17 protein-coding genes and 1 pseudogene are annotated in these 17,788 nt (G+C 71.2%); 4 read left to right on the top strand and 14 right to left on the bottom strand.

The genetic code is table 11. The features are described 5' to 3' along the window. Nucleotides 1–93 precede the first annotated feature (93 nt). Nucleotides 94–672 (top strand): hypothetical protein, encoded by a 579-nt coding sequence (locus QRY02_RS47705; protein ID WP_285989268.1) that lies wholly within the window; start codon nucleotides 94–96, stop codon nucleotides 670–672. Here QRY02_RS47705 and QRY02_RS47700 read toward each other — a convergent pair. The 6 genes and pseudogenes from QRY02_RS47700 to QRY02_RS47675 all read right to left on the bottom strand — a co-directional run bounded on the left by QRY02_RS47700 (nucleotide 665) and on the right by QRY02_RS47675 (nucleotide 7,420). Further along, a complete protein-coding gene (locus tag QRY02_RS47700) occupies nucleotides 665–2,959 on the bottom strand; it encodes a thiamine pyrophosphate-binding protein (RefSeq protein ID WP_285989267.1) in 2,295 nt (764 codons plus the stop codon). The genes QRY02_RS47705 and QRY02_RS47700 overlap by 8 nt on opposite strands. Nucleotides 2,960–3,066: 107 nt before the next feature. Continuing rightward, complete coding sequence (locus tag QRY02_RS47695) at nucleotides 3,067–3,552, bottom strand: Lrp/AsnC family transcriptional regulator (protein WP_285989266.1); 486 nt, start codon at nucleotides 3,550–3,552, stop codon at nucleotides 3,067–3,069. A gap of 305 nt (nucleotides 3,553–3,857) precedes the next feature. Next, a pseudogene (locus QRY02_RS47690) lies at nucleotides 3,858–4,574 on the bottom strand (ABC transporter substrate-binding protein); the annotation flags it as partial. Further along, entirely contained in the window at nucleotides 4,564–5,382 is an 819-nt protein-coding gene (locus QRY02_RS47685) for an ABC transporter ATP-binding protein (protein WP_285989265.1), read from the bottom strand. The gene QRY02_RS47685 and the pseudogene QRY02_RS47690, both read right to left, overlap by 11 nt. Nucleotides 5,383–5,390: 8 nt before the next feature. Beyond that, nucleotides 5,391–6,416 carry a FecCD family ABC transporter permease gene (locus QRY02_RS47680; protein ID WP_285989264.1) on the bottom strand — a complete coding sequence of 342 codons (1,026 nt, stop codon included), beginning with the start codon at nucleotides 6,414–6,416 and terminating at the stop codon, nucleotides 5,391–5,393. Continuing rightward, nucleotides 6,413–7,420, bottom strand: coding sequence for a FecCD family ABC transporter permease (locus tag QRY02_RS47675; protein ID WP_285989263.1), 1,008 nt, complete (start codon nucleotides 7,418–7,420; stop codon nucleotides 6,413–6,415). Before QRY02_RS47675 ends, QRY02_RS47680 begins: the two co-directional genes overlap by 4 nt. Before the next feature lie 162 nt (nucleotides 7,421–7,582). Between QRY02_RS47675 and QRY02_RS47670 the strand changes: the two genes are divergently transcribed. Further along, a complete protein-coding gene (locus tag QRY02_RS47670; protein WP_285989262.1) occupies nucleotides 7,583–8,203 on the top strand; it encodes a PadR family transcriptional regulator in 621 nt (206 codons plus the stop codon). Here QRY02_RS47670 and QRY02_RS47665 read toward each other — a convergent pair. Beyond that, nucleotides 8,143–8,952: a class I SAM-dependent methyltransferase gene (locus QRY02_RS47665; protein WP_285994118.1), complete on the bottom strand. Its 810-nt coding sequence runs from the start codon at nucleotides 8,950–8,952 to the stop codon at nucleotides 8,143–8,145. The genes QRY02_RS47670 and QRY02_RS47665 overlap by 61 nt on opposite strands. Nucleotides 8,953–9,066: 114 nt before the next feature. Between QRY02_RS47665 and QRY02_RS47660 the strand changes: the two genes are divergently transcribed. Next, nucleotides 9,067–9,912, top strand: a complete 846-nt coding sequence (locus QRY02_RS47660) for a VOC family protein (protein WP_285989261.1) — start codon at nucleotides 9,067–9,069, stop codon at nucleotides 9,910–9,912. On the opposite strand, the gene QRY02_RS47655 is transcribed toward QRY02_RS47660, so the two are convergent. From QRY02_RS47655 to rpsB, 5 genes are all read right to left on the bottom strand, one after another. Beyond that, nucleotides 9,909–11,033, bottom strand: a complete 1,125-nt coding sequence (locus tag QRY02_RS47655) for a phosphatidate cytidylyltransferase (RefSeq protein ID WP_285989260.1) — start codon at nucleotides 11,031–11,033, stop codon at nucleotides 9,909–9,911. The two genes, QRY02_RS47660 and QRY02_RS47655, sit on opposite strands and share 4 nt — an antisense overlap. Beyond that, nucleotides 11,033–11,590 carry a ribosome recycling factor gene (gene frr / locus QRY02_RS47650; RefSeq protein ID WP_020644474.1) on the bottom strand — a complete coding sequence of 186 codons (558 nt, stop codon included), beginning with the start codon at nucleotides 11,588–11,590 and terminating at the stop codon, nucleotides 11,033–11,035. The genes QRY02_RS47655 and frr overlap by 1 nt, the downstream gene beginning before the upstream one ends. Before the next feature lie 48 nt (nucleotides 11,591–11,638). Then, entirely contained in the window at nucleotides 11,639–12,382 is a 744-nt protein-coding gene (gene pyrH / locus QRY02_RS47645) for a UMP kinase (protein ID WP_285989259.1), read from the bottom strand. A gap of 152 nt (nucleotides 12,383–12,534) precedes the next feature. After that, nucleotides 12,535–13,350, bottom strand: a complete 816-nt coding sequence (tsf, locus tag QRY02_RS47640) for a translation elongation factor Ts (RefSeq protein ID WP_285989258.1) — start codon at nucleotides 13,348–13,350, stop codon at nucleotides 12,535–12,537. A 90-nt stretch (nucleotides 13,351–13,440) separates the two neighbouring features. Then, nucleotides 13,441–14,316, bottom strand: coding sequence for a 30S ribosomal protein S2 (gene rpsB / locus QRY02_RS47635; protein ID WP_285989257.1), 876 nt, complete (start codon nucleotides 14,314–14,316; stop codon nucleotides 13,441–13,443). Between the two features lie 1,009 nt (nucleotides 14,317–15,325). Between rpsB and QRY02_RS47630 the strand changes: the two genes are divergently transcribed. Further along, the gene (locus QRY02_RS47630; protein WP_285994117.1) at nucleotides 15,326–15,820 is read left to right on the top strand and encodes a M23 family metallopeptidase; all 495 of its coding nucleotides are present in this window, start codon (nucleotides 15,326–15,328) and stop codon (nucleotides 15,818–15,820) included. Here the strand turns inward: QRY02_RS47630 and QRY02_RS47625 are convergent, their stop codons facing one another. Continuing rightward, nucleotides 15,821–16,669: a FliA/WhiG family RNA polymerase sigma factor gene (locus QRY02_RS47625; RefSeq protein WP_285989256.1), complete on the bottom strand. Its 849-nt coding sequence runs from the start codon at nucleotides 16,667–16,669 to the stop codon at nucleotides 15,821–15,823. A 109-nt stretch (nucleotides 16,670–16,778) separates the two neighbouring features. After that, nucleotides 16,779–17,759: a tyrosine recombinase XerC gene (locus tag QRY02_RS47620; RefSeq protein WP_285989255.1), complete on the bottom strand. Its 981-nt coding sequence runs from the start codon at nucleotides 17,757–17,759 to the stop codon at nucleotides 16,779–16,781. Nucleotides 17,760–17,788 lie beyond the last annotated feature (29 nt).

Raw genomic sequence — 17,788 nt, 5'->3', positions numbered from 1 at the left:
CAGGTCACGGGCCGCCCCCGGTCGGTGGGGCCGCGTCACCCGGAGGGATGATCGACGGCGTGAAACCTGGCGCCCGACGAAAGAGGTGAGCGCGTGTCCTTCCGGCACCTTGTCCTGGTGGTCGCGGTCATCCTGAGCGCCGCCGCCTGCAGCACCCCGGGCGAGCACCCGCCCGCGCCGAGCACGCCGAGCGGGCCGCGCGCCACCGTGGGGTCCCTGCACCTGCCCCTGCCGGCGGGCGCGACCTACACCGAGCACAGCCCGGACGGCCTGCTGGACGGCTGCGTCACCGAAGGCGCCGTGGCCTGCGAAGCGCGGGTCGTGAACCTGCGCAAGCCGGACGCCGGCGCGCCGATCAACCTCCCGAGCACGAAGCGGCCCTTCGGCTGGTACACCGGCACGGACCTGCCGACCTGCATCACCCCCGCGTCCCCGCCCGGCAAGGCCACCGAGGCCACCGGCAGCACCCTTCTCGACTCCGGCTTCGCGCCGATCGGACCCAAGAACGCCGAATACGGCCGCTGGAAGGTCACCTGCGAGAACTCGGCGCAGAACAACCAGGTCCGGATGTGGTGGCTGCCGACGAGCCGGATCCTGATCGTCCAGTACGGGTCCTTCCCCGGCTGGGACGCCAAGATGGACGCCATGCTCGCCGGCGCCACCTTCAGCTGACGGCGTCGAGCGCGGCCCGGATGATCGCGTCCGTGTCGATGCCGTGGTGGCGGTAGACCTCCTCGAGCGACCCCGACTGCCCGAAGCCGGTGACGCCGAGTGCGACCGACGGCACCCGGTTGATCCCGGCCAGGAACGCCAGCGTGTGCGGGTGGCCGTCGAGCACGGTGACCAGCGGCTTCGCCCGCGAAGCCGGGAAGACCTGGTCGAGGATCCACGACTCGGCGCTCCCCCGGCCGGACCGGGCTTGGAGCGCCTCGAACAGCAGGCCCGGGCTGGTCACGCACACGACGTCGGCCTCGACGCCGACCTGGGCCAGCCGCTCGGCCGCCGCCAGGGTGTCCGGCACCAGCGCCCCCATCGCCGCCAGCGTGACGGCCGGTGAAGCCGCGCGCCGCAGCAGGTACGCCCCCGCCACGACCTGGCGGCGACGGCGTTCGCGGGCGGCCGGATCCGTGGGCACCGCGGCGAGCGTCTGGTCGACCGGACGCGTCGAGAGCCGGAAGTACGACGACGTCCCGCCCGGCTTGCCGAGCCGGCTGAGCGCGGCCAGCAGGGTCCACTCGGTGTCGATCGCGAACGCCGGTTCGTAGCTGACGCAGCCGGGCTGCTCGATCCCGATCGACGGCGTGGTGATCGACTGGTGCGCGCCGCCTTCCGGCGCGAGCGTGACCCCCGACGGCGTCCCGATCAGGATCGACTGCCCGCCCGCGTAGATGCCGAACGACCACGGTTCCAGCGCCCGTTCGACGAACGGGTCGTACATGACGCCGATGGGCAGCAGCGGCTCGCCCCAGCGGCTCCAGGTCGCGCCCAGCTCGCCCAGCAGGCCGACCAGGTTCGTCTCGGCGATCCCCAGCTCGACGTGCTGACCGGTCGGCTTCTCCCGCCAGTGCATGATCGTCTCGGGGTCGTCCTCGAACCAGTCACGGCGCTCGGTGGCCGACCAGACGCCGACCTTGTTGACCCAGCCGCCGAGGTTGGTCGTCGAGCTGACGTCGGGGCTGACCGTCACCACCCGCTTCGCTGCTTCGGGCGCTTCGCGCGTCAGGTCGAGCAGCACGCGGCCCAGCGCGGCCTGCGTCGTCGCGGTGCCGGACGGCGTCCGCCCGATGTCGACCGGCAGGTCCAGCGAAGGCGGCGAAGGAACGTCCGGACGGCGAAGGCGCGAAGCGACTTCAGCGCACAACGCGGCTTCGGCGGACCCGTCAGCGAAGCGCTCCCACGGCGACGAGAGGTCCGTTCCCAGAGACGAAGCCAGCTCTTCCATCTGCGCCACGGTCAGCAGCGACGAGTGGTTCTGCGGGTGCCCCTGCGTGGGAAGACCGCGTCCCTTGACGGTGTAGCAGAAGATCACCGTCGGCCGATCGTCCGCAATGGACGCGAAGACCTCGTCGAGCGAGCCGAGGTCGTGCCCGCCGAGGTTGCGGATCGCGGCCAGCAGCGTCTCGTCGTCCAGCGACGCCACCAGCGCGGCCAGCGCGTCGTCGCCCGCGGGCAGCCGGTCGCGCACCTGCGCGGCGTCGCAGCGCAGGAGCCGCTGGTACTCGGGGTTCGGCATCGCGTCGATGCGGGCGCGCAGCTCGGTGCCGCCGGGCCGGGTGAACAGCTCCTCCAGCAGCCGCCCGTACTTCAGCGTCAGCACCTGCCAGCCGGCCGCGTCGAACATGCCCTGCAGCCGCCCGGCCGCGATGTTCGGGACGACCCGGTCGAGGGACTGGCGGTTGAGGTCGACGATCCAGACGATCTCGCCCAGTTCGGCGACGCCCGGGTCGAGAATGGCCTCCCAGATCGCGCCTTCGTCCAGCTCGGCGTCGCCGACCAGCGAGTACTGGCGGCCGGTCCCCGCCGCCGAACCCCGGGTCGTCAGGTAGCGGCGGGCCAGCGCGCCCCAGATCGGGGCGGTCGCGCCGATGCCGACCGAGCCGGTCGAGTAGTCCACCGGGTCGGGGTCCTTGGCGCGGCTCGGGTAGCTCTGCAGACCGCCGAACTCGCGCAGCGTCGGCAGGTAGGCCTCGTCCAGCTCGCCGAGGAGGTAGTTGATCGCGTGGAGCACCGGGGACGCGTGCGGCTTCACCGAGACGCGGTCCTCGGGACGCAGGTGCCGGAACCACAGCGACGTCATGATCGAGACCAGCGACGCGCACGACGCCTGGTGGCCGCCGACCTTGAGCCCGGACGGGTTGGGGCGGACGCGGTTGGCCTGGTGCACGATCGCGGTGGCGAGCCACAGCACCCGCTGCTCGATCGCGGTGAGCGCCGGGGCGGTCACAGGGGCCTGAGTCATCGTCGACACCTTTCGTGCAGGAAGCGCCCACCAGGACAGCACTGGTGGACGCATCGCACAACCGATGCCGCCGAAAGTGCGCAGAATGCGCACCGAATCCCGAAGGCTCAGGTCTCCGGCTGCGCAGAATGCACGCGCTCCAGCAGGGGCGCCAGGCGGTACGGGACGAGCTCACGCATGACGAGGGAGATGTTCGTCCGCTCCACCCCCGGCGAGGCGAGGATGTGCCCGGCGATCCGGTAGAGGTCGTCGGCGTCGACGGCGACCACCTGCACCATCAGGTCGCTCGCCCCGGTCAGCCCGCACACCTCGGTGACCTCGGGGATCGCGGCGAGGGCATCGGCGATCTCGGCCAGGCGCCGCTGGTCGACCATCGCGTTGACGAACGCCCGCAGCGGGTAGCCCAGGCGCGCCGGATCGATGCGGCGTTCGAACGACCGGAGGACGCCACGCTGTTCCAGCCGCGCGAGCCGGGCCTGCACCGTGTTGCGGGACAGGCCCAGCCGCTCGGCCAGCGCGACCGCCGTGGCCCGGGGGTCTTCTCCGAGCGCTTCCAGCAGGCGCGCGTCGATCTCGTCGATGGTTTCCGGCACGGGGCCGATCTTCTCAGCCCAGGTGCTTCTGCAGGTCGTCGAGGACCTTCATCGCCCCGATCGGGCCGAGGCCGAGGAACCAGACCTCGTCGGCGACCGGGATGGCGTGCTTCGCCTTGACCGCGCCCAGCCCCGCCCACAGCCCGCTGCTCGTGACGGCCTTCTCGTCCGCGCTCGGCCCGGCGCCGTAGCTGGAGTAGAAGATCCAGTCGGCGTCCGCCTCGTCGATGCGCTCCTTCGAGATCTGCGCGGCCAGCTCGTTGATGTTCTGGTTCGCGGGTCGCTTCGAGACCGACGTCCTTCAGGATCACGCCGATGAAGGACAGGTTGCCGTAGAGGCGGATGTTGCCGGAAAGGAACCTCAGCAGCGAGATCTTCGGCGCGCCCTTGACGGCGGCCTTCACCTCGTTCGCGCGCTTCTGGTAGTCGTTCAGCAGCCCGACGGCCTTCGTCTCGTCGCCCAGCGAAGCCCCGACCAGCAGCAGGTTCTCCTTCCACGGGAACCCGGGCCGGATGCTGAACACCGTCGGCGCGATCTTCGACAGCTGCGGGTAGAGGTCGTTGGCGCGCAGCTTGCTGCCGACGATCAGGTCCGGCGTCAGCGCCGCGATCGCTTCCAGGTTGAGGTTGTTGATGTCCCCGACCGTCGGGGTGCCGTTGACGCGATCGGCCAGGTAGGACGGCACGCCGCTCTGCCCGGCCGTGGTGGCCATGCCGACCGGGGTGACGCCGAGCGTGAGGACGTCGTCGAGCTCACCACTGTCGAGCACGACGACCCGCGTGGGCTTCTTGTCCAGCTTCGTCTTGCCGAGCGCGTGGGTCACCGTGCGTGGGAAGAGGCCGGGGCCGACGTCCGCGCCGAGCTTGGCCGTTTCACTGTCCGCGGTGGAGAACAGCCGTCCGCCGGTGGCGACGTCCTGGTCGCCGACGCCGGAGCTGCTCGGCTTTTCCGGCTGGCCGCAGGCGGCGAGCAACGTGACAGCCGCGAGGGCGGCGGTCAGTCGTGTCCACTTAGGACGCATCGGGGGTTCCTTCTTCTCGGGGTGTGGCCCGCCGCCGGCCGATCGGGACGACCAGGGGCGTGGCGGAGACCGGGTCTTCGATGACCCGGCAGGGCATGCCGAAGACGTCGGCGACGAGCTCGGCGGTGAGGATGTCGGCAGGCGCGCCCTCGGCGGCGATCCGGCCGTCCTTCATGGCGATCAGGTGGTCGCCGTAGCGGGCGGCCAGGTTGAGGTCGTGCAGGACGATCACGATTGTCCGGCCGTCCTCGGCGTTCAGGTCGGACAGCAGGTCGAGCACCTCGACCTGGTGGGCGATGTCGAGGAACGTCGTGGGCTCGTCGAGCAGCAGCAACGGCGTCCGCTGCGCCAGCGCCATGGCGATCCAGACGCGCTGGCGCTGCCCGCCGGACAGCTCGTCGACCGGACGGGCGGCCAGCTCGACGGTGTCGGTCGCGAGCAGGGCGCGCGCCACGGCTTCGTCGTCTTCGGCGCTCCAGCGGCGGAAAACGCCCTGGTGCGGGTAGCGCCCACGGCCGACGAGGTCGGCGACGGTGATGCCCTCCGGCGCGGTCGGCGACTGCGGGAGCAGGCCGAGCACGGTCGCCACGTCCTTGCTGCGCCACGTCGTGATGCCCTTGCCGTCGAGGTAGACGGCACCTTTCGTGGGAGTCAGCAGCCGCGCGAGGCCGCGCAGGAGCGTCGACTTCCCGCAGGCGTTGGTCCCGACGATCATGGTGACCTTGCCGGGCGGGATCCGGACCGACAGGTCCTGGACCACCCGCAGCGGCCCGTAGCCGAGTTCGAGGTTCTCGGTGTGCAGTGTCACGGCGTTCCTCACACTCGCCCGGCGCGGTTGGCGGTGGCCAGCAGCCACAGCAGGTACGGGGCGCCGACGGCGCCGGTGACGACACCGACCGGCAGCTGCTCGCCGAGCAGGTGCTGGGCTGCGAAGTCGCCCAGCAGCACGACGAGCGCGCCGGTCAGCGCCGCGGGAAGCAGTCCCGCGCGAGCGCCACCGACGAGCCGCGTCGCGATCGGGTCGGCCACGAAGGCGACGAAGGCGACCGGCCCCGCGGCCGCCGTCGCCAACGCGGCCGACGCGACGGCGATCAGCAGCAGAGCCAGGCGGCTGCGTTCGACGTCGAGCCCCAGCCCCGCCGCCGTGTCGTCGCCCAGCTGGAGCCCGGCGAGCGCGCGGCCCCGGAGCAGCGCCGCCGGCAGCAGGACGGCGAGCGCGACCGCGAGCGGGATGACGTGCTCCCAGCTCCGCCCGTTGAGGTTGCCGGTCAGCCACACCAGGGCCTGCTGGGCGAGGGTGACGTCGGCCCAGGTCATCAGGTACGAGACGACGCTCGTCAGCACCGCGCCGACGCCGACGCCGACGAGCACCAGCCGGTAGCCGTGGACGCCACCACGGCGGGCGAGCAGGTAGATCGTGGCACCCGTGAGCAACGCGCCGGCCAGGGCCGCGGCCGAAACCACCGGGCCCGCGGCACCGAACAGCACGATCGCGACGACCGCCGCGGCGCTCGCGCCCTGCGTCACGCCGATGACGTCCGGGCTGGCCAGCGGATTGCGCAGCAGCCGCTGGAAGAGCGCCCCGGACGTCCCGAAGGCGACGCCGACGAGGACGCCGGTGACCGCTCTCGGCAGCCGGAGTTCCGTCACGACGTAGGCGGCGCGGCCCACTCCGTTGCCGAACAGGAGTCCCGGGAGGTCGGCGAGCGGCACCGGGAAGTCACCCACGGCCAGCGATCCCGCGAAGACGACGACGATCGCCAGCAGCAACCCCAGTGTCACCACGCGGGCCCGGGCGGCGCCGCGTCGACGCGCGACGGCGACCACCTCGACGGCGCTCACACCGCCACGACCTTCCGGCGCCGCACCAGGAACACGAACACGGGCGCGCCGACGAGCGCGGTGACGATTCCGACCTGCACCTCGGCCGGGCGCGCGACCACGCGGCCGACGACGTCGGAGACCAGCAGGAGCAGCGGCGCGAGCAACGCCGAGTACGGGAGCAGCCACCGGTGGTCGGGGCCGGTGACGAGCCGCGCGGCGTGCGAGACGGTCAGCCCGACGAACGCGATCGGCCCGGCGATCGCCGTCGCCGAACCGCAGAGCACGACGACGGCGAGCGCACACACCAGCCGCGCCACGGCCACGTTCTGGCCGAGCGAGCGGGCGACGTCCTCGCCGAGCGCGAGCGCGTTGAGCCGGCGCGCGGCGACCAGCGCGAGGAGCACGCCCGCCACCACGAACGGCACGGCCTGGGTGATCGTCGCGGCGTCGCGGCAGGTCAGCGAGCCGACCTGCCAGAACCGGTACTGGTCGAACGTGGTCTGGTCGGTGAGCAGCAGCGCACTGGTCACCGAGGCCAGCGCCGCCGTCACCGCGGCACCGGCCAGGGCGAGCTTCACCGGCGTCGCCCCGGCCCGGCCGAGGGAGCTGACGCCGTAGACGACGCCGCCGGCGGCCGCGGCGCCCAGGAAACCGAACCAGACGTACCCGCCGACGCTCGTGATGCCGAACGTGCCGATGCCGAGGACGACGAAGAGCGCGGCACCCGCGTTGACGCCGAGCAGCCCGGGATCGGCCAGGGGGTTGCGCGTGGCGCCCTGGATGACGGCGCCGGAGAGGCCCAGCGCGACGCCGGCCAGCGCCCCGGCGGGCGTGCGCGGGAGGCGGAGTTCGCGGACGACGAGGTGGTCGGGGTTGCCCGCGTCGAAGTGGAAGAGCGCGTTGAGCACGGTGCCCGGGCTCAGGCCGCGGGTGCCGACGCCGATGCTGAGCAGCACGGCGGCGGCCACGGCCGCGGCGAGGACCAGCAACCCGGCCGTCAGCGGGAGCGAGCGGGTCCGCACAGGTCGTTACCTTTGCTAACAGGTTATTAGGCATGCCTATCTAGGTCGCCGGATCTGGTCGGCTCAAGTTCCGTGAGCGAGCTCACCGACAACAGGTTGCGAGCCGACTGTTTCCGATATATCGTGAACGTGTCGCAACAGTTCGAGAAAGGAACACAAGACATGCGTAGGCAACGACACCCCTTCGCCCACGAACGTGGGCGCACACCTTTCGGGCCCTTCGGTGGTTTCGGCGAGTTCCCCCCGGGCTTCGGCCCCGGTGGACGCGGTCGCGGCCACGGTCCGGGCCGGCGGGGTCACGGCGGACGGCGCAGCCGCCGCGGTGACGTCCGCGCCGCGATCCTGGCGCTGCTCGCCGAGCAGCCCCGGCACGGCTACGAGATCATCCGCGAGATCGGCGAGCGCTCCGGCGGCTTCTGGCGGCCGAGCCCCGGCTCGGTCTACCCGACGCTGCAGCTGCTGGCCGACGAAGGCCTGGTCCTCAGCAAGGACGAGCACGGCAAGAAGCTGTTCGAGCTGACCGACACCGGCCGTGCCGCCGCGGAGCAGCAGGACAGCACCCCGCCGTGGGAGCAGATCGCCCAGGACGTCGACCCGACCGAGGTCGGGCTGGCGAAGGCGGGCAAGAACCTGGCCGCCGCCGTCGTGCAGATCATGCGCGCGGGCACCGAGAGCCAGCAGGCCCGCGCGGCCGAGGTCCTCAACGACGCCCGGCGCTCGCTCTACGGCATCCTCGGCGAAGACGAGGACGAGTCCTCGGCTCCTTCGGAAGAAGCCGAGTGACCTGGCAGGACGAGGCCGGTGGGCTTGAGCCGCGTGTGAACGCGGTAGCCCACCGGCAGCGTCAGGTCCTGGGCGCGATTCCCGTTACGCTGCAAGGCCTCCGCGATCGCCTGTTCGGCGACCGGCCGGCTGAATTCGATCTTCAGCACGGCTTCGAGGTCCGCGGCGGTCGCGAAACGCCATTCCGTCACGACTCGGCGGCAGCCGAACCCGGCCCGGGCGAAGAACCGTTCCACGGCGCCCGGGTCGTAGTGCGGTAGGTCGGCGCGCATCCAGCGGCCGTAGGGCTCGCTGGTCACGTCGAGGTCGACGATCAGGAGCGCGCCACCCGGCCGCAGCACCCGCTCGGCCTCCGCCAGCCCGGGCTCGCACCCGGGCCCGAAGAAGTACGCCGTGCGGGCGTGCACGACGTCGACGCTCGCGCTGCGGACCGGCAGCCGCTGGGCCCGGCCCATCCGGACGTCCACGTTCGACAGTCCCTCGACGCGCTTGAGCGCACTTCGCACCAACGGCTCGTGAGGCTCCACTCCGAGCACTGATCGCGCGTCACGAGCGAAGCGCGGCAAGTGAAACCCGTCACCGCAGCCGACGTCCAGCACGTCCTGGCCGGTCCAGTCGTGCTCCTCCCGAAGCACCCGCCAGATCTCGCCGCCACTGTCCTGCGCGCGGTTCTCCAGCTCGTAATCGGCCTGGTAGTACCAGATGTTGGGGCTGGGCACGACCTCCGCGCGCCGCGACGACCACCGCACCCCCGCTGCTCCTTCCGGGTCCTCGTCGCCGGGCCGTGCTCGCACGGTGGCGAATTCTTGGCGGAAAACTCACGGATCACGCCTAGAATCCGGTGGGTATCGGGAGGAGCACCCATGGCAATCGGCCCGTCCAGTACCCCGTCCCCGGTCCCGGCCGGAATTCCGTGCTGGATCGAGCTGGCCTGCCGGGAGCAGGCCGTGGTGGAGAGATTCTACGGCGCCCTGTTCGGCTGGGAGTACACAACTCAGCGGGATCCGGCGACGTCCGACGGCCGTTACGCCATCGCGGCGCTCAACACCCTCCCCGTCGGCGGGCTCTACCGCGCGGCCCAGGGCACACCGCTGGGCTGGATGCCGCACATCTCCGTGCCCCACACCGCGAGCGCGGCCGAGTGGGTGGAGCACCTCGGCGGGCGGATCACGCTCGGGCCGGTGGCGATCCCGGACCGCGGCACGATCATGCACGCCATCGACGCGTGCGGCGCGCCGGTGGTGTTCTGGGAGGTGCCGCCGAACTGGGAGTTCGTCACCGGGATCCCGAACACCTTCAGCGGCGCGGACCTCAACACCCACGACGGCGTCGCGGCGGATCACTTCTACACCAAGCTGTTCACCTACGGCAGCCATCAGATCGGCGACGGCGAGATGCTCGACTACGTCGAATGGCTCATCGAGCACGAGCCGGTGCTCTACCGGTACGTGATGGGTTCGGAGTACAGCCTCGACACCCCGCCGCACTGGCTCGTGTACTTCGACATCGACCCGGCCCGCGGCGTCGACGCGGTCGCGGGCGAGGCGCTCATGCACGGCGGCACGGTGGTGATCCAGCCCTACGACACCCCGTTCGGCCGGATGTCCATCCTCGCCGACCCCGAGGGCGCGGTCTTCGCGGTGATCGACCACTCCCGCGTCGCCGAAGGCTGGGGCCGCGCGGAGGTCGACGACCCCTACGACGACTAGACCGGAACGAACGCCGAAAGCAGCAGCCAGGACACGACGGCCGAGGGCAGCAGCGAGTCGAGGCGGTCCATGATCCCGCCGTGCCCGGGCAGCAGCGTGCCCATGTCCTTGACGCCGAGGTCGCGCTTGATCAGCGACTCGACGAGGTCGCCCAGGGTCGCGGTCAGCACGATGGCGACGCCGAAGATCACGCCCTGCCAGACGTGGCCGTCGAGCAGCAGGCTGAGCGTCAGCGCCCCGGCCACGACGCCGCCGATCACCGAACCCGCGAAGCCTTCCCAGGTCTTCTTCGGGCTGATGGTGGGGGCCATCGGGTGCTTGCCGCCGAGCACGCCGGCGATGTAGCCACCGGTGTCCGACGCGACGACACCGATCAGGAAGGTGAGAACGCGCCCGACGCCGTCCGACGGTGGCACGAGCATCGCCGCGAAGGCGCCGAAGAGCGGCAGGTACGCGGCGGCGAAGGTGGACGCGCTGATGTCACGCAGGTAGCCCTTCGCCCCGCCGGGCAGCCGCCACAGCAGGCAGGCGAGCACGGTGAGGACGAACGCGGTGAGCGCGCCCTCCCGGCCGAACGGCCAGGCGAGCCAGATCATCGCCTGCCCGCCGACGAGCACCGGGATCATCGCGACCCGGATGTCGGCGACCCGGCGCAGCACCCCGGCGAATTCGAAGGTGCCGACCGCGATCGCGACCGCGATGATCCCGATGAACAGGTAGCGAACGGTGAGCAGGGAAACGATGATCGCGGCGCCGAGCAGCAACGCAACCCCGATGGCCGCGGGCAGGTTCCGCCCGGCCTTGGAGGCCTTTTTGGCCTCCGGCGCCGGTTCCGCGGCCGCGCCGTCGGCCGCGGAGGCCTCCGCCGCCGCGTCCTTGGCCGAGGCGTCCGTCACCTCGCCGGCCGCCACACCGTTGGCCGAGGCCGCGGAAGTTCCGGCCGCGGCGGTTCCGGCGGCCGACAACCGGGCCGCTTCCCCGTTGCCCGAGGCCTCCGGCACGACCGGCGTCCCCGTGGCCGGGGTGCCGGCGTCGCCCGGCTCCGGCGTCCCGGGCGTGGCCGCCGGGTGTGCTCCGGTGGCGTCCACCCGGTCCTCGCGTTCCTCGCTCACCTGTGCCATCAGACCTCGAGCAGCTCGGCTTCCTTGTGCTTGACCAGCTCGTCGACCTTGTGTGAGTACGTGTCGGTGAGGTTCTGCAGCTCCTTCTCCGCGCGCACGACCTCGTCTTCGCCCGCTTCGCCGTCCTTGCCGATGCGGTCGAGCTCTTCCTTGGCCTTGCGGCGGATGCTGCGGATGGTCACCCGCGCATCCTCACCCTTGCTCTTGGCGACCTTGACCATCTCCTTGCGCCGCTCCTCGGTGAGCTGCGGGATGACGATCCGGATCACGTTGCCGTCGTTGCTCGGGTTGACCCCGAGGTCGGACTCGCGGATGGCCTTCTCGATCGCGACGAGCTGGGTCTGGTCGTACGGCTTGATCAGCGCCATCCGCGCCTCCGGCACGTTGACGCTGGCCAGCTGGTTCAGCGGGGTCGGCGCGCCGTAGTACTCGACCACGATGCGCGAGAACATCGACGGGGTGGCCCGGCCGGTGCGCACCGACGTCAGATCATCCTTGGCGACGGACACCGCTTTTTCCATCTTCTCCTCGGCATCGAGGAGGGTCTCGTCGATCACGGCTACTCCCGTTGTTGTGATGGGTGGCGCTTGCTGATCCCAGCAGGTCTAGGCCGGCACCCCGGCAGTGGGGGTGCTGACCAACGTGCCGATTCTTTCACCACTCACCGCGCGGGCGATGTTCCCCTCGGTGAGCAGGTTGAACACGATGATCGGCATGTTGTTGTCCATGCAGAGGCTGAACGCCGTCGCGTCGGCGACCTTCAGGTCCCGCTCCAGCACCTCGCGGTGGGTGATCTCGCGGAACATCTCGGCGGTGGGGTCGGCCTTCGGGTCCGCGGTGTAGACGCCGTCGACGGCCTTCGCCATCAGCACGGCTTCGCAGCCCAGCTCGAGCGCCCGCTGCGCGGCCGCGGTGTCGGTGGAGAAGTACGGCATGCCGACCCCGGCGCCGAAGATCACGACGCGGCCCTTCTCCAGGTGCCGCTCGGCGCGGCGCGGGATGTAGGGCTCGGCGACCTGGCCCATCGTGATGGCGGTCTGCACGCGGGTGGGCAGGCCCTCCTTCTCCAGGAAGTCCTGCAGCGCCAGGCAGTTCATCACGGTGCCCAGCATCGCCATGTAGTCGGCGCGGTCGCGGTCCATGCCACGCACCGAAAGTTCGGCGCCCCGGAAGTAGTTGCCGCCGCCGATCACGACCGCGACCTGGACCCCGGTGCGGGCGACGTCGGCGATCTGCTGCGCGACCGAGTGGACGACGTCCGGATCGACGCCGATCGAACCACCGCCGAACATCTCGCCGCCCAGTTTCAGCAGCACCCGCCGGTAGCCACCTTCGACCCGGTCACCCATCTATGTCGCCTCCTGTGTTGTTGGCCGCCTCCGCGGGAGGGAGTACGTCGGCGGGTGCCCCTCGACCTGGTTTTTCAACCTCGGACCTGACAGTGCCCCGTCCCCGATGGACGGAGACGGGGCACTGGTGAAACCTACGCCCGGACCTGGCCTCAGGCCTGGCCGACCTCGAAGCGCGCGAACTTGGTCAGCGTCACGCCGGCCTCGTCGAGCAGGGCCTTGACGGTCTTCTTGTTGTCCTTGACCGACGGCTGCTCGAGCAGGACGTTGTCCTTGTAGTAGGCGTTGACCTTGCCCTCGATGATCTTCGGCATGGCCTGCTCCGGCTTGCCTTCTTCGCGGGCGGTCTGCTCGGCGATGCGGCGCTCGTTCTCGACGATCTGGGCCGGCACCTCGTCGCGGGTCAGGTACTTCGCGCGCAGCGCGGCGACCTGCATGGCGGCACCACGGGCGGCCTCGGCGTCGTCACCGGTGAACTCGACGAGCACGCCGACGGCCGGCGGCAGGTCGGAGCCACGGCGGTGCAGGTAGGTCGCGGTCTGGCCCTCGAAGGCCACGACGCGGCGCAGTTCGAGCTTCTCGCCGATGCGGGCCGAGAGCTCCTGGACGACCTCGTTGACGGTCTTGCCTTCGAGCTCGGCACCCTTGAGCGCTTCGACGTCGGAGGTCTTGACGGTCTTCGCGACCTCGACGATCTTCGCGGCGAGCGCCTGGAAGTCGGCGTTCTTCGCGACGAAGTCGGTCTCGGAGTCGAGCTCGATGAGGACGCCGCCGTCGCCGGTGACCAGGCCCTCGGCGGTGGCGCGCTCGGCGCGCTTGCCGACGTCCTTGGCGCCCTTGATGCGGAGGAACTCGACGGCCTTGTCGAAGTCGCCGCCGTTCTCCTCGAGGGCCTTCTTGCAGTCCATCATGCCGGCGCCGGTCATCTCGCGCAGGCGCTTCACGTCAGCGGCGGTGTAGTTCGCCATTCTGGTAAATCCGTCCTTTGCAGGAAATCTGTGGGTTGCTACGCCCGTGCGGCCGGGCCACGGGGGCACGGCCGCACGGACGGTGGAGCATCAGGAGGAGGCGGTCGCCTGCTCGGGAGCGGCCTCGGCCGGGGCCGCCTCGACGGCAGCGGCGGCTTCGGTCGCGTCGGCGGCGGCGGTCTCGGAGCCGGCGAGCAGCTCCTTCTCCCACTCGGCCAGCGGCTCGTCGGCGGCGACGCCCGGCTCCGGCTTCGTGTCGGCCGAAGCACCGTTGCGGCTGGAGCGCTGCATCAGACCGGCGGCCGCGGCCTCGGCGACGACCTTGGTCAGCAGCGCGGCGGACCGGATGGCGTCGTCGTTGCCCGGGATCGGGTAGTCGACCTCGTCCGGGTCGCAGTTGGTGTCCAGGATCGCGACGACCGGGATGTTCAGCTTCCGAGCCTCGCCGACGGCGATGTGCTCCTTCTTCGTGTCGACGATCCACACGATGCTCGGCACCTTGGCCATGTCGCGGATACCGCCGAGGGTCTTCTCGAGCTTGTCCTTCTCGCGGGTCAGCGTCAGGATCTCGCGCTTGGTAAGACCTTCGAAGCCGCCGGTCTGCTCCCGCGACTCGAGCTCCTTCAGGCGGAGAAGACGCTTGTGCACCGTCTGGAAGTTGGTCAGCATGCCGCCGAGCCAGCGCTGGTTCACGTAGGGCATGCCCACGCGCGAGGCTTCGGCCGCGATGGCTTCCTGAGCCTGCTTCTTCGTGCCGACGAACATGATGGTGCCGCCGTGCGCGACGGTTTCCTTGATGAACTCGTACGCACGGTCGATGTAGGTCAGCGTCTGCTGCAGGTCGATGATGTAGATGCCGTTGCGCTCGGTGAAGATGTAGCGCTTCATCTTCGGGTTCCACCGGCGGGTCTGGTGCCCGAAGTGCACGCCGCTGTCGAGCAGCTGCTTCATGGTGACGACGGCCATTGCCGGAATCACACCTCTTCTGTGTAGTGCGCGCTCGCGGTGCTGCCGCGGACGCGCTGCTCGGTTTGTCGCTCCCGGCCGGGTGGCCGTTCGCCCTGGTGCCCGTGCCGGTGCCCGGACCCCGGGAGCAGAGGACTCCCAGGGACCGCCGGACCCCGTGCGCCCGCCCGGCTGCTTCCAGACCGGGGAACGCGCACGTGCACGCGAAGTCAGCCCGCTGAAACGGACCGCGCAGAAGATTCTACCCCCTCCCACCACCCCCTCCCCCACCGGCGGCCACTGGGCGACGCAGTTGTCCACATCGGGTCCGGTTATCCACAGATTCGGCTTCGGCCCCCCACGGAGCACCGGGCTGCCGCACGCTGGACCCATGGAGTCGATCATGCGGATCCGGCGGTGGGCGCCAGGATGGTTGGTGGGCACGATCGCGCTGGTCACGGCGCTTTCCGGAGCGCTTTCCGGAGGGGCGGTGGCAGGTGGCGACGTGAGCGTTCGAGCACCGGGAGCGGCGGCTTGGGGAGGCGAGATGCCGGCGACGACGAGGCTGGGGATAGATGTGGCCCGAACAGGTGAATTCCGGCTACCGCGAGCGGAGCCTTGGACGGGCGGCTTGGCACCGCCGGCACCGGCCAGGTCTTGGGCGAGCAACCTGGCCGCGCCTCCGGCGGAGTCACCCCGGCGACAGGCAGCGGAGCCTGAGACAAGTTGGCTCGCCACCACCGCACGCCCGCCGGCGGTTCAGCGCGCAGCCTCTCTTAAGGCCGCGCACGCGCCGGCCGTGTCGCCTGAGGCTGCGCTGAGGCCGGCCGTTTCCCTCGAGGCCGCCCTGGCGCCGACCGATTTCCTCGAGGCCGCGCAGGCGCCGGCCGTTTCCCTTGGGGCCGCGCAGGCATCGGCCGTTTCCGTCCAGCCCGCTCTGGGGTCGACCGTTTCCCTCGGGCCCGCGCAGGCGCCGGCCGTTTCCCTCGGGGCTGCGCCGGGGCCGGCCGTGCCGTGGGCGGTCGCGCTCATGGCGGCCCCGGCCTTGCCGCCGTCCGCTGCGGCCGAACCTGGGGCGGACCATCCCCTCATCCCGCGGCAACCGCGGCTCGCCTGGCCACTGTCACCCGTTCCGGTGATCACAAAGTATTTCGACGCCCCGGAAACGCCCTTCGGTCCCGGCCATCGCGGACTGGACCTGGCCGCCGTGCCCGGGCAGGACGTGCTGGCCGCCGATGCGGGCGTTGTCGTCTTCGCCGGTTCCGTGGGTGGGCGGCCCGTGCTCTCCGTCGACCACGATGGCGGGCTGCGGACGACCTACGAGCCCGTCGTAACGAAAGTGGCCGTGGGCGAACAGGTCTACCGAGGCCAAGTGCTCGGCACCGTCCTCGCCGGGCATCCCGGCTGCACGGTGGCAGCGTGCCTGCACTGGGGTGTGCGGCGGGGCGAGGAGTACGTCGATCCCCTCGCGCTGACCGGCGAGGTGGGCGAATACCGGCTCAAGCCGTGGGGAGGTGGTCGGTGATCAGGCGCCGGTCTGCTCGACCAGCTTGGCGCGCAGCCGCATGACCGCCCGCGTGTGCAGCTGGCTCACCCGCGACTCCGTGACCCCGAGGACCTTGCCGATCTCGGCGAGGGTCAGGCTTTCGAAGTAGTAGAGGCTGACCACGATCTTGTCCCGCTCGGTCAGCTGCGCGATCGCCTGGGCGAGCTGGCGGCGGTTGTCCTGGTCGACGAGCACCGCGACCGGGTCGACGGCGTCGTCGTCGGGCAGCGTGTCGACCAGCGAGCCGCTGTCCTTGCCCGCGGCCACCAGGTCCTCCAGCGCGACGACGCTGGTGAGCTGCAACTGGCCGTAGAAGTCGCGCAGGTCGTCGAGGCCGATGCCGAGTTCGGCGGCGAGCTCCGCGTCGGTCGGGGTGCGGTGCAGGCGGGCGCCGAGGCGCTCCATCGCGCGCTCGGCTTCCTTGGCCTTGCTGCGCACCGCGCGCGGTACCCAGTCCTGCGAACGGAGGTCGTCGAGGATCGCGCCGCGGATGCGCTGCATCGCGTACGTCTCGAAGCGCAGGCCGCGCTCGGGGTCGAACTTCTCGATCGCGTCCACGAGCCCGAAGATGCCCGACTGCACGAGGTCACCGACGTCGATGTGGGTGGGCAGCCCGGTGCCGACCCGGCCGGCGACGTACTTGACGAGCGGGGCGTAGTGCAGCACGAGCCGATCGCGCGACGCCTGGTCCGGGCTGTCGGCGAACTGCTGCCACAGAGCCGCGATTCCGGCGTCGACGTCGTAGCCGGCCCGGGTCTCCTCGGGCGCGGCAGCCTCACCGTGAGTGGTCACTCCGGCGGCTTCGGTCACGTGCGGGCCTGCGGTCATTGCACCGTCGTTCTCGGCATGCGGCTCAGTGTCGTCTCCGTGCTCGTGCGGATGCGCGTGCGCCGCCGGGCCAGCTGGTGACAACCCCGGCGAGGCTCCCCCGGCCGCCTCAGGCCCTGGGGTGCGCTCGGTCATGGATCGCTTTCAACCGGTCGACGGTCACATGAGTGTAGAGCTGCGTCGTGGCAAGCGTAGCGTGACCAAGCAGTTCCTGAACGCTCCTGAGATCGGCACCCCCTTCGAGCAGATGCGTCGCGGCGGAATGCCGCAGGCCGTGGGGCCCCATGTCGGGGGTTCCGGGCACCGCCGTGACGGCGTCGTGCACGACACGCCGCACCGCGCGCGGGTCGACGCGTTTTCCCCGGACACCGAGGAAAAGGGCGGGCTCGGCGCTCTCACCACCGCTTTCGGCGATGATCTTCGGCCGCCCCTCGTCGATCCAGTCCGCGAGCGCCGCCGCCGCCGGGACGCCGAACGGGACGACGCGTTCCTTGCCGCCCTTGCCCAGCACCATCACGACACGACGGGAGAAGTCGGCCCCGCCGACGTCCAGCCCGCACAACTCGGACACCCGGATGCCGGTGGCGTAGAGCAGCTCGACGATCGCGCGATCACGCAGGGCGACGGGATCACGTTGCGCCGCGCCGGCGGCCGACGCCTGCATGACTTCCCCCGCCTGCCCGGCACGCAGCACCCCCGGCAGGGTGCGGTGCGCTCGCGGAGCCGCGAGCCGGCCGCCCGGGTCCGTGGCCAGGACGCCGGTGCGGTGCGCCCAGGCGGTGAACGTCCGCGCCGAGGCGGCCCGCCGGGCGAGCGTCGTCCGGCTCGCCCCGCCGGACTGCTGGGCGGCGAGCCACGCGCGCAGCCGGGCGAGGTCCAGCTCCGCGACCTCGCCGCCACCGTCCACGACGAAGCCCAGCAGCGACACCGCATCGCCGACGTACGCCCGGACGGTGTGCGCGGACAGGCCGCGTTCGAGCCCGAGGTGCCGTTCATAGGCGGTGACGACGGTCCGCACGGGCTCGGGCAACGCGGCCCGCAGCGCGCGCAGGTCGGGACGGCGGGCCTGTCCGGAGCGTGGTGGCGGCATGATGTCACGCTGCGCGAACAACCGCCTTC

The sequence above is a fragment of the Amycolatopsis sp. DG1A-15b genome, from assembly GCF_030285645.1.
Taxonomy (GTDB): Bacteria; Actinomycetota; Actinomycetes; order Mycobacteriales; family Pseudonocardiaceae; genus Amycolatopsis.
This window is presented reverse-complemented; position numbering and strand designations above follow the sequence as displayed.

Excerpts from the sequence above, each read along its gene's own strand:
- QRY02_RS47655 (WP_285989260.1), bottom strand. The coding sequence starts at position 11,033 with ATGGCACAGGTGAGCGAGGAACGCGAGGACCGGGTGGACGCCACCGGA.
- pyrH (WP_285989259.1), bottom strand. The coding sequence starts at position 12,382 with ATGGGTGACCGGGTCGAAGGTGGCTACCGGCGGGTGCTGCTGAAACTG.
- QRY02_RS47625 (WP_285989256.1), bottom strand. The coding sequence starts at position 16,669 with ATGACCGCAGGCCCGCACGTGACCGAAGCCGCCGGAGTGACCACTCAC.
- QRY02_RS47630 (WP_285994117.1), top strand. The coding sequence starts at position 15,326 with ATGGCGGCCCCGGCCTTGCCGCCGTCCGCTGCGGCCGAACCTGGGGCG.
- QRY02_RS47620 (WP_285989255.1), bottom strand. The coding sequence starts at position 17,759 with ATGCCGCCACCACGCTCCGGACAGGCCCGCCGTCCCGACCTGCGCGCG.
- rpsB (WP_285989257.1), bottom strand. The coding sequence starts at position 14,316 with ATGGCCGTCGTCACCATGAAGCAGCTGCTCGACAGCGGCGTGCACTTC.
- QRY02_RS47660 (WP_285989261.1), top strand. The coding sequence starts at position 9,067 with ATGGCAATCGGCCCGTCCAGTACCCCGTCCCCGGTCCCGGCCGGAATT.
- QRY02_RS47700 (WP_285989267.1), bottom strand. The coding sequence starts at position 2,959 with ATGACTCAGGCCCCTGTGACCGCCCCGGCGCTCACCGCGATCGAGCAG.
- QRY02_RS47670 (WP_285989262.1), top strand. The coding sequence starts at position 7,583 with ATGCGTAGGCAACGACACCCCTTCGCCCACGAACGTGGGCGCACACCT.
- tsf (WP_285989258.1), bottom strand. The coding sequence starts at position 13,350 with ATGGCGAACTACACCGCCGCTGACGTGAAGCGCCTGCGCGAGATGACC.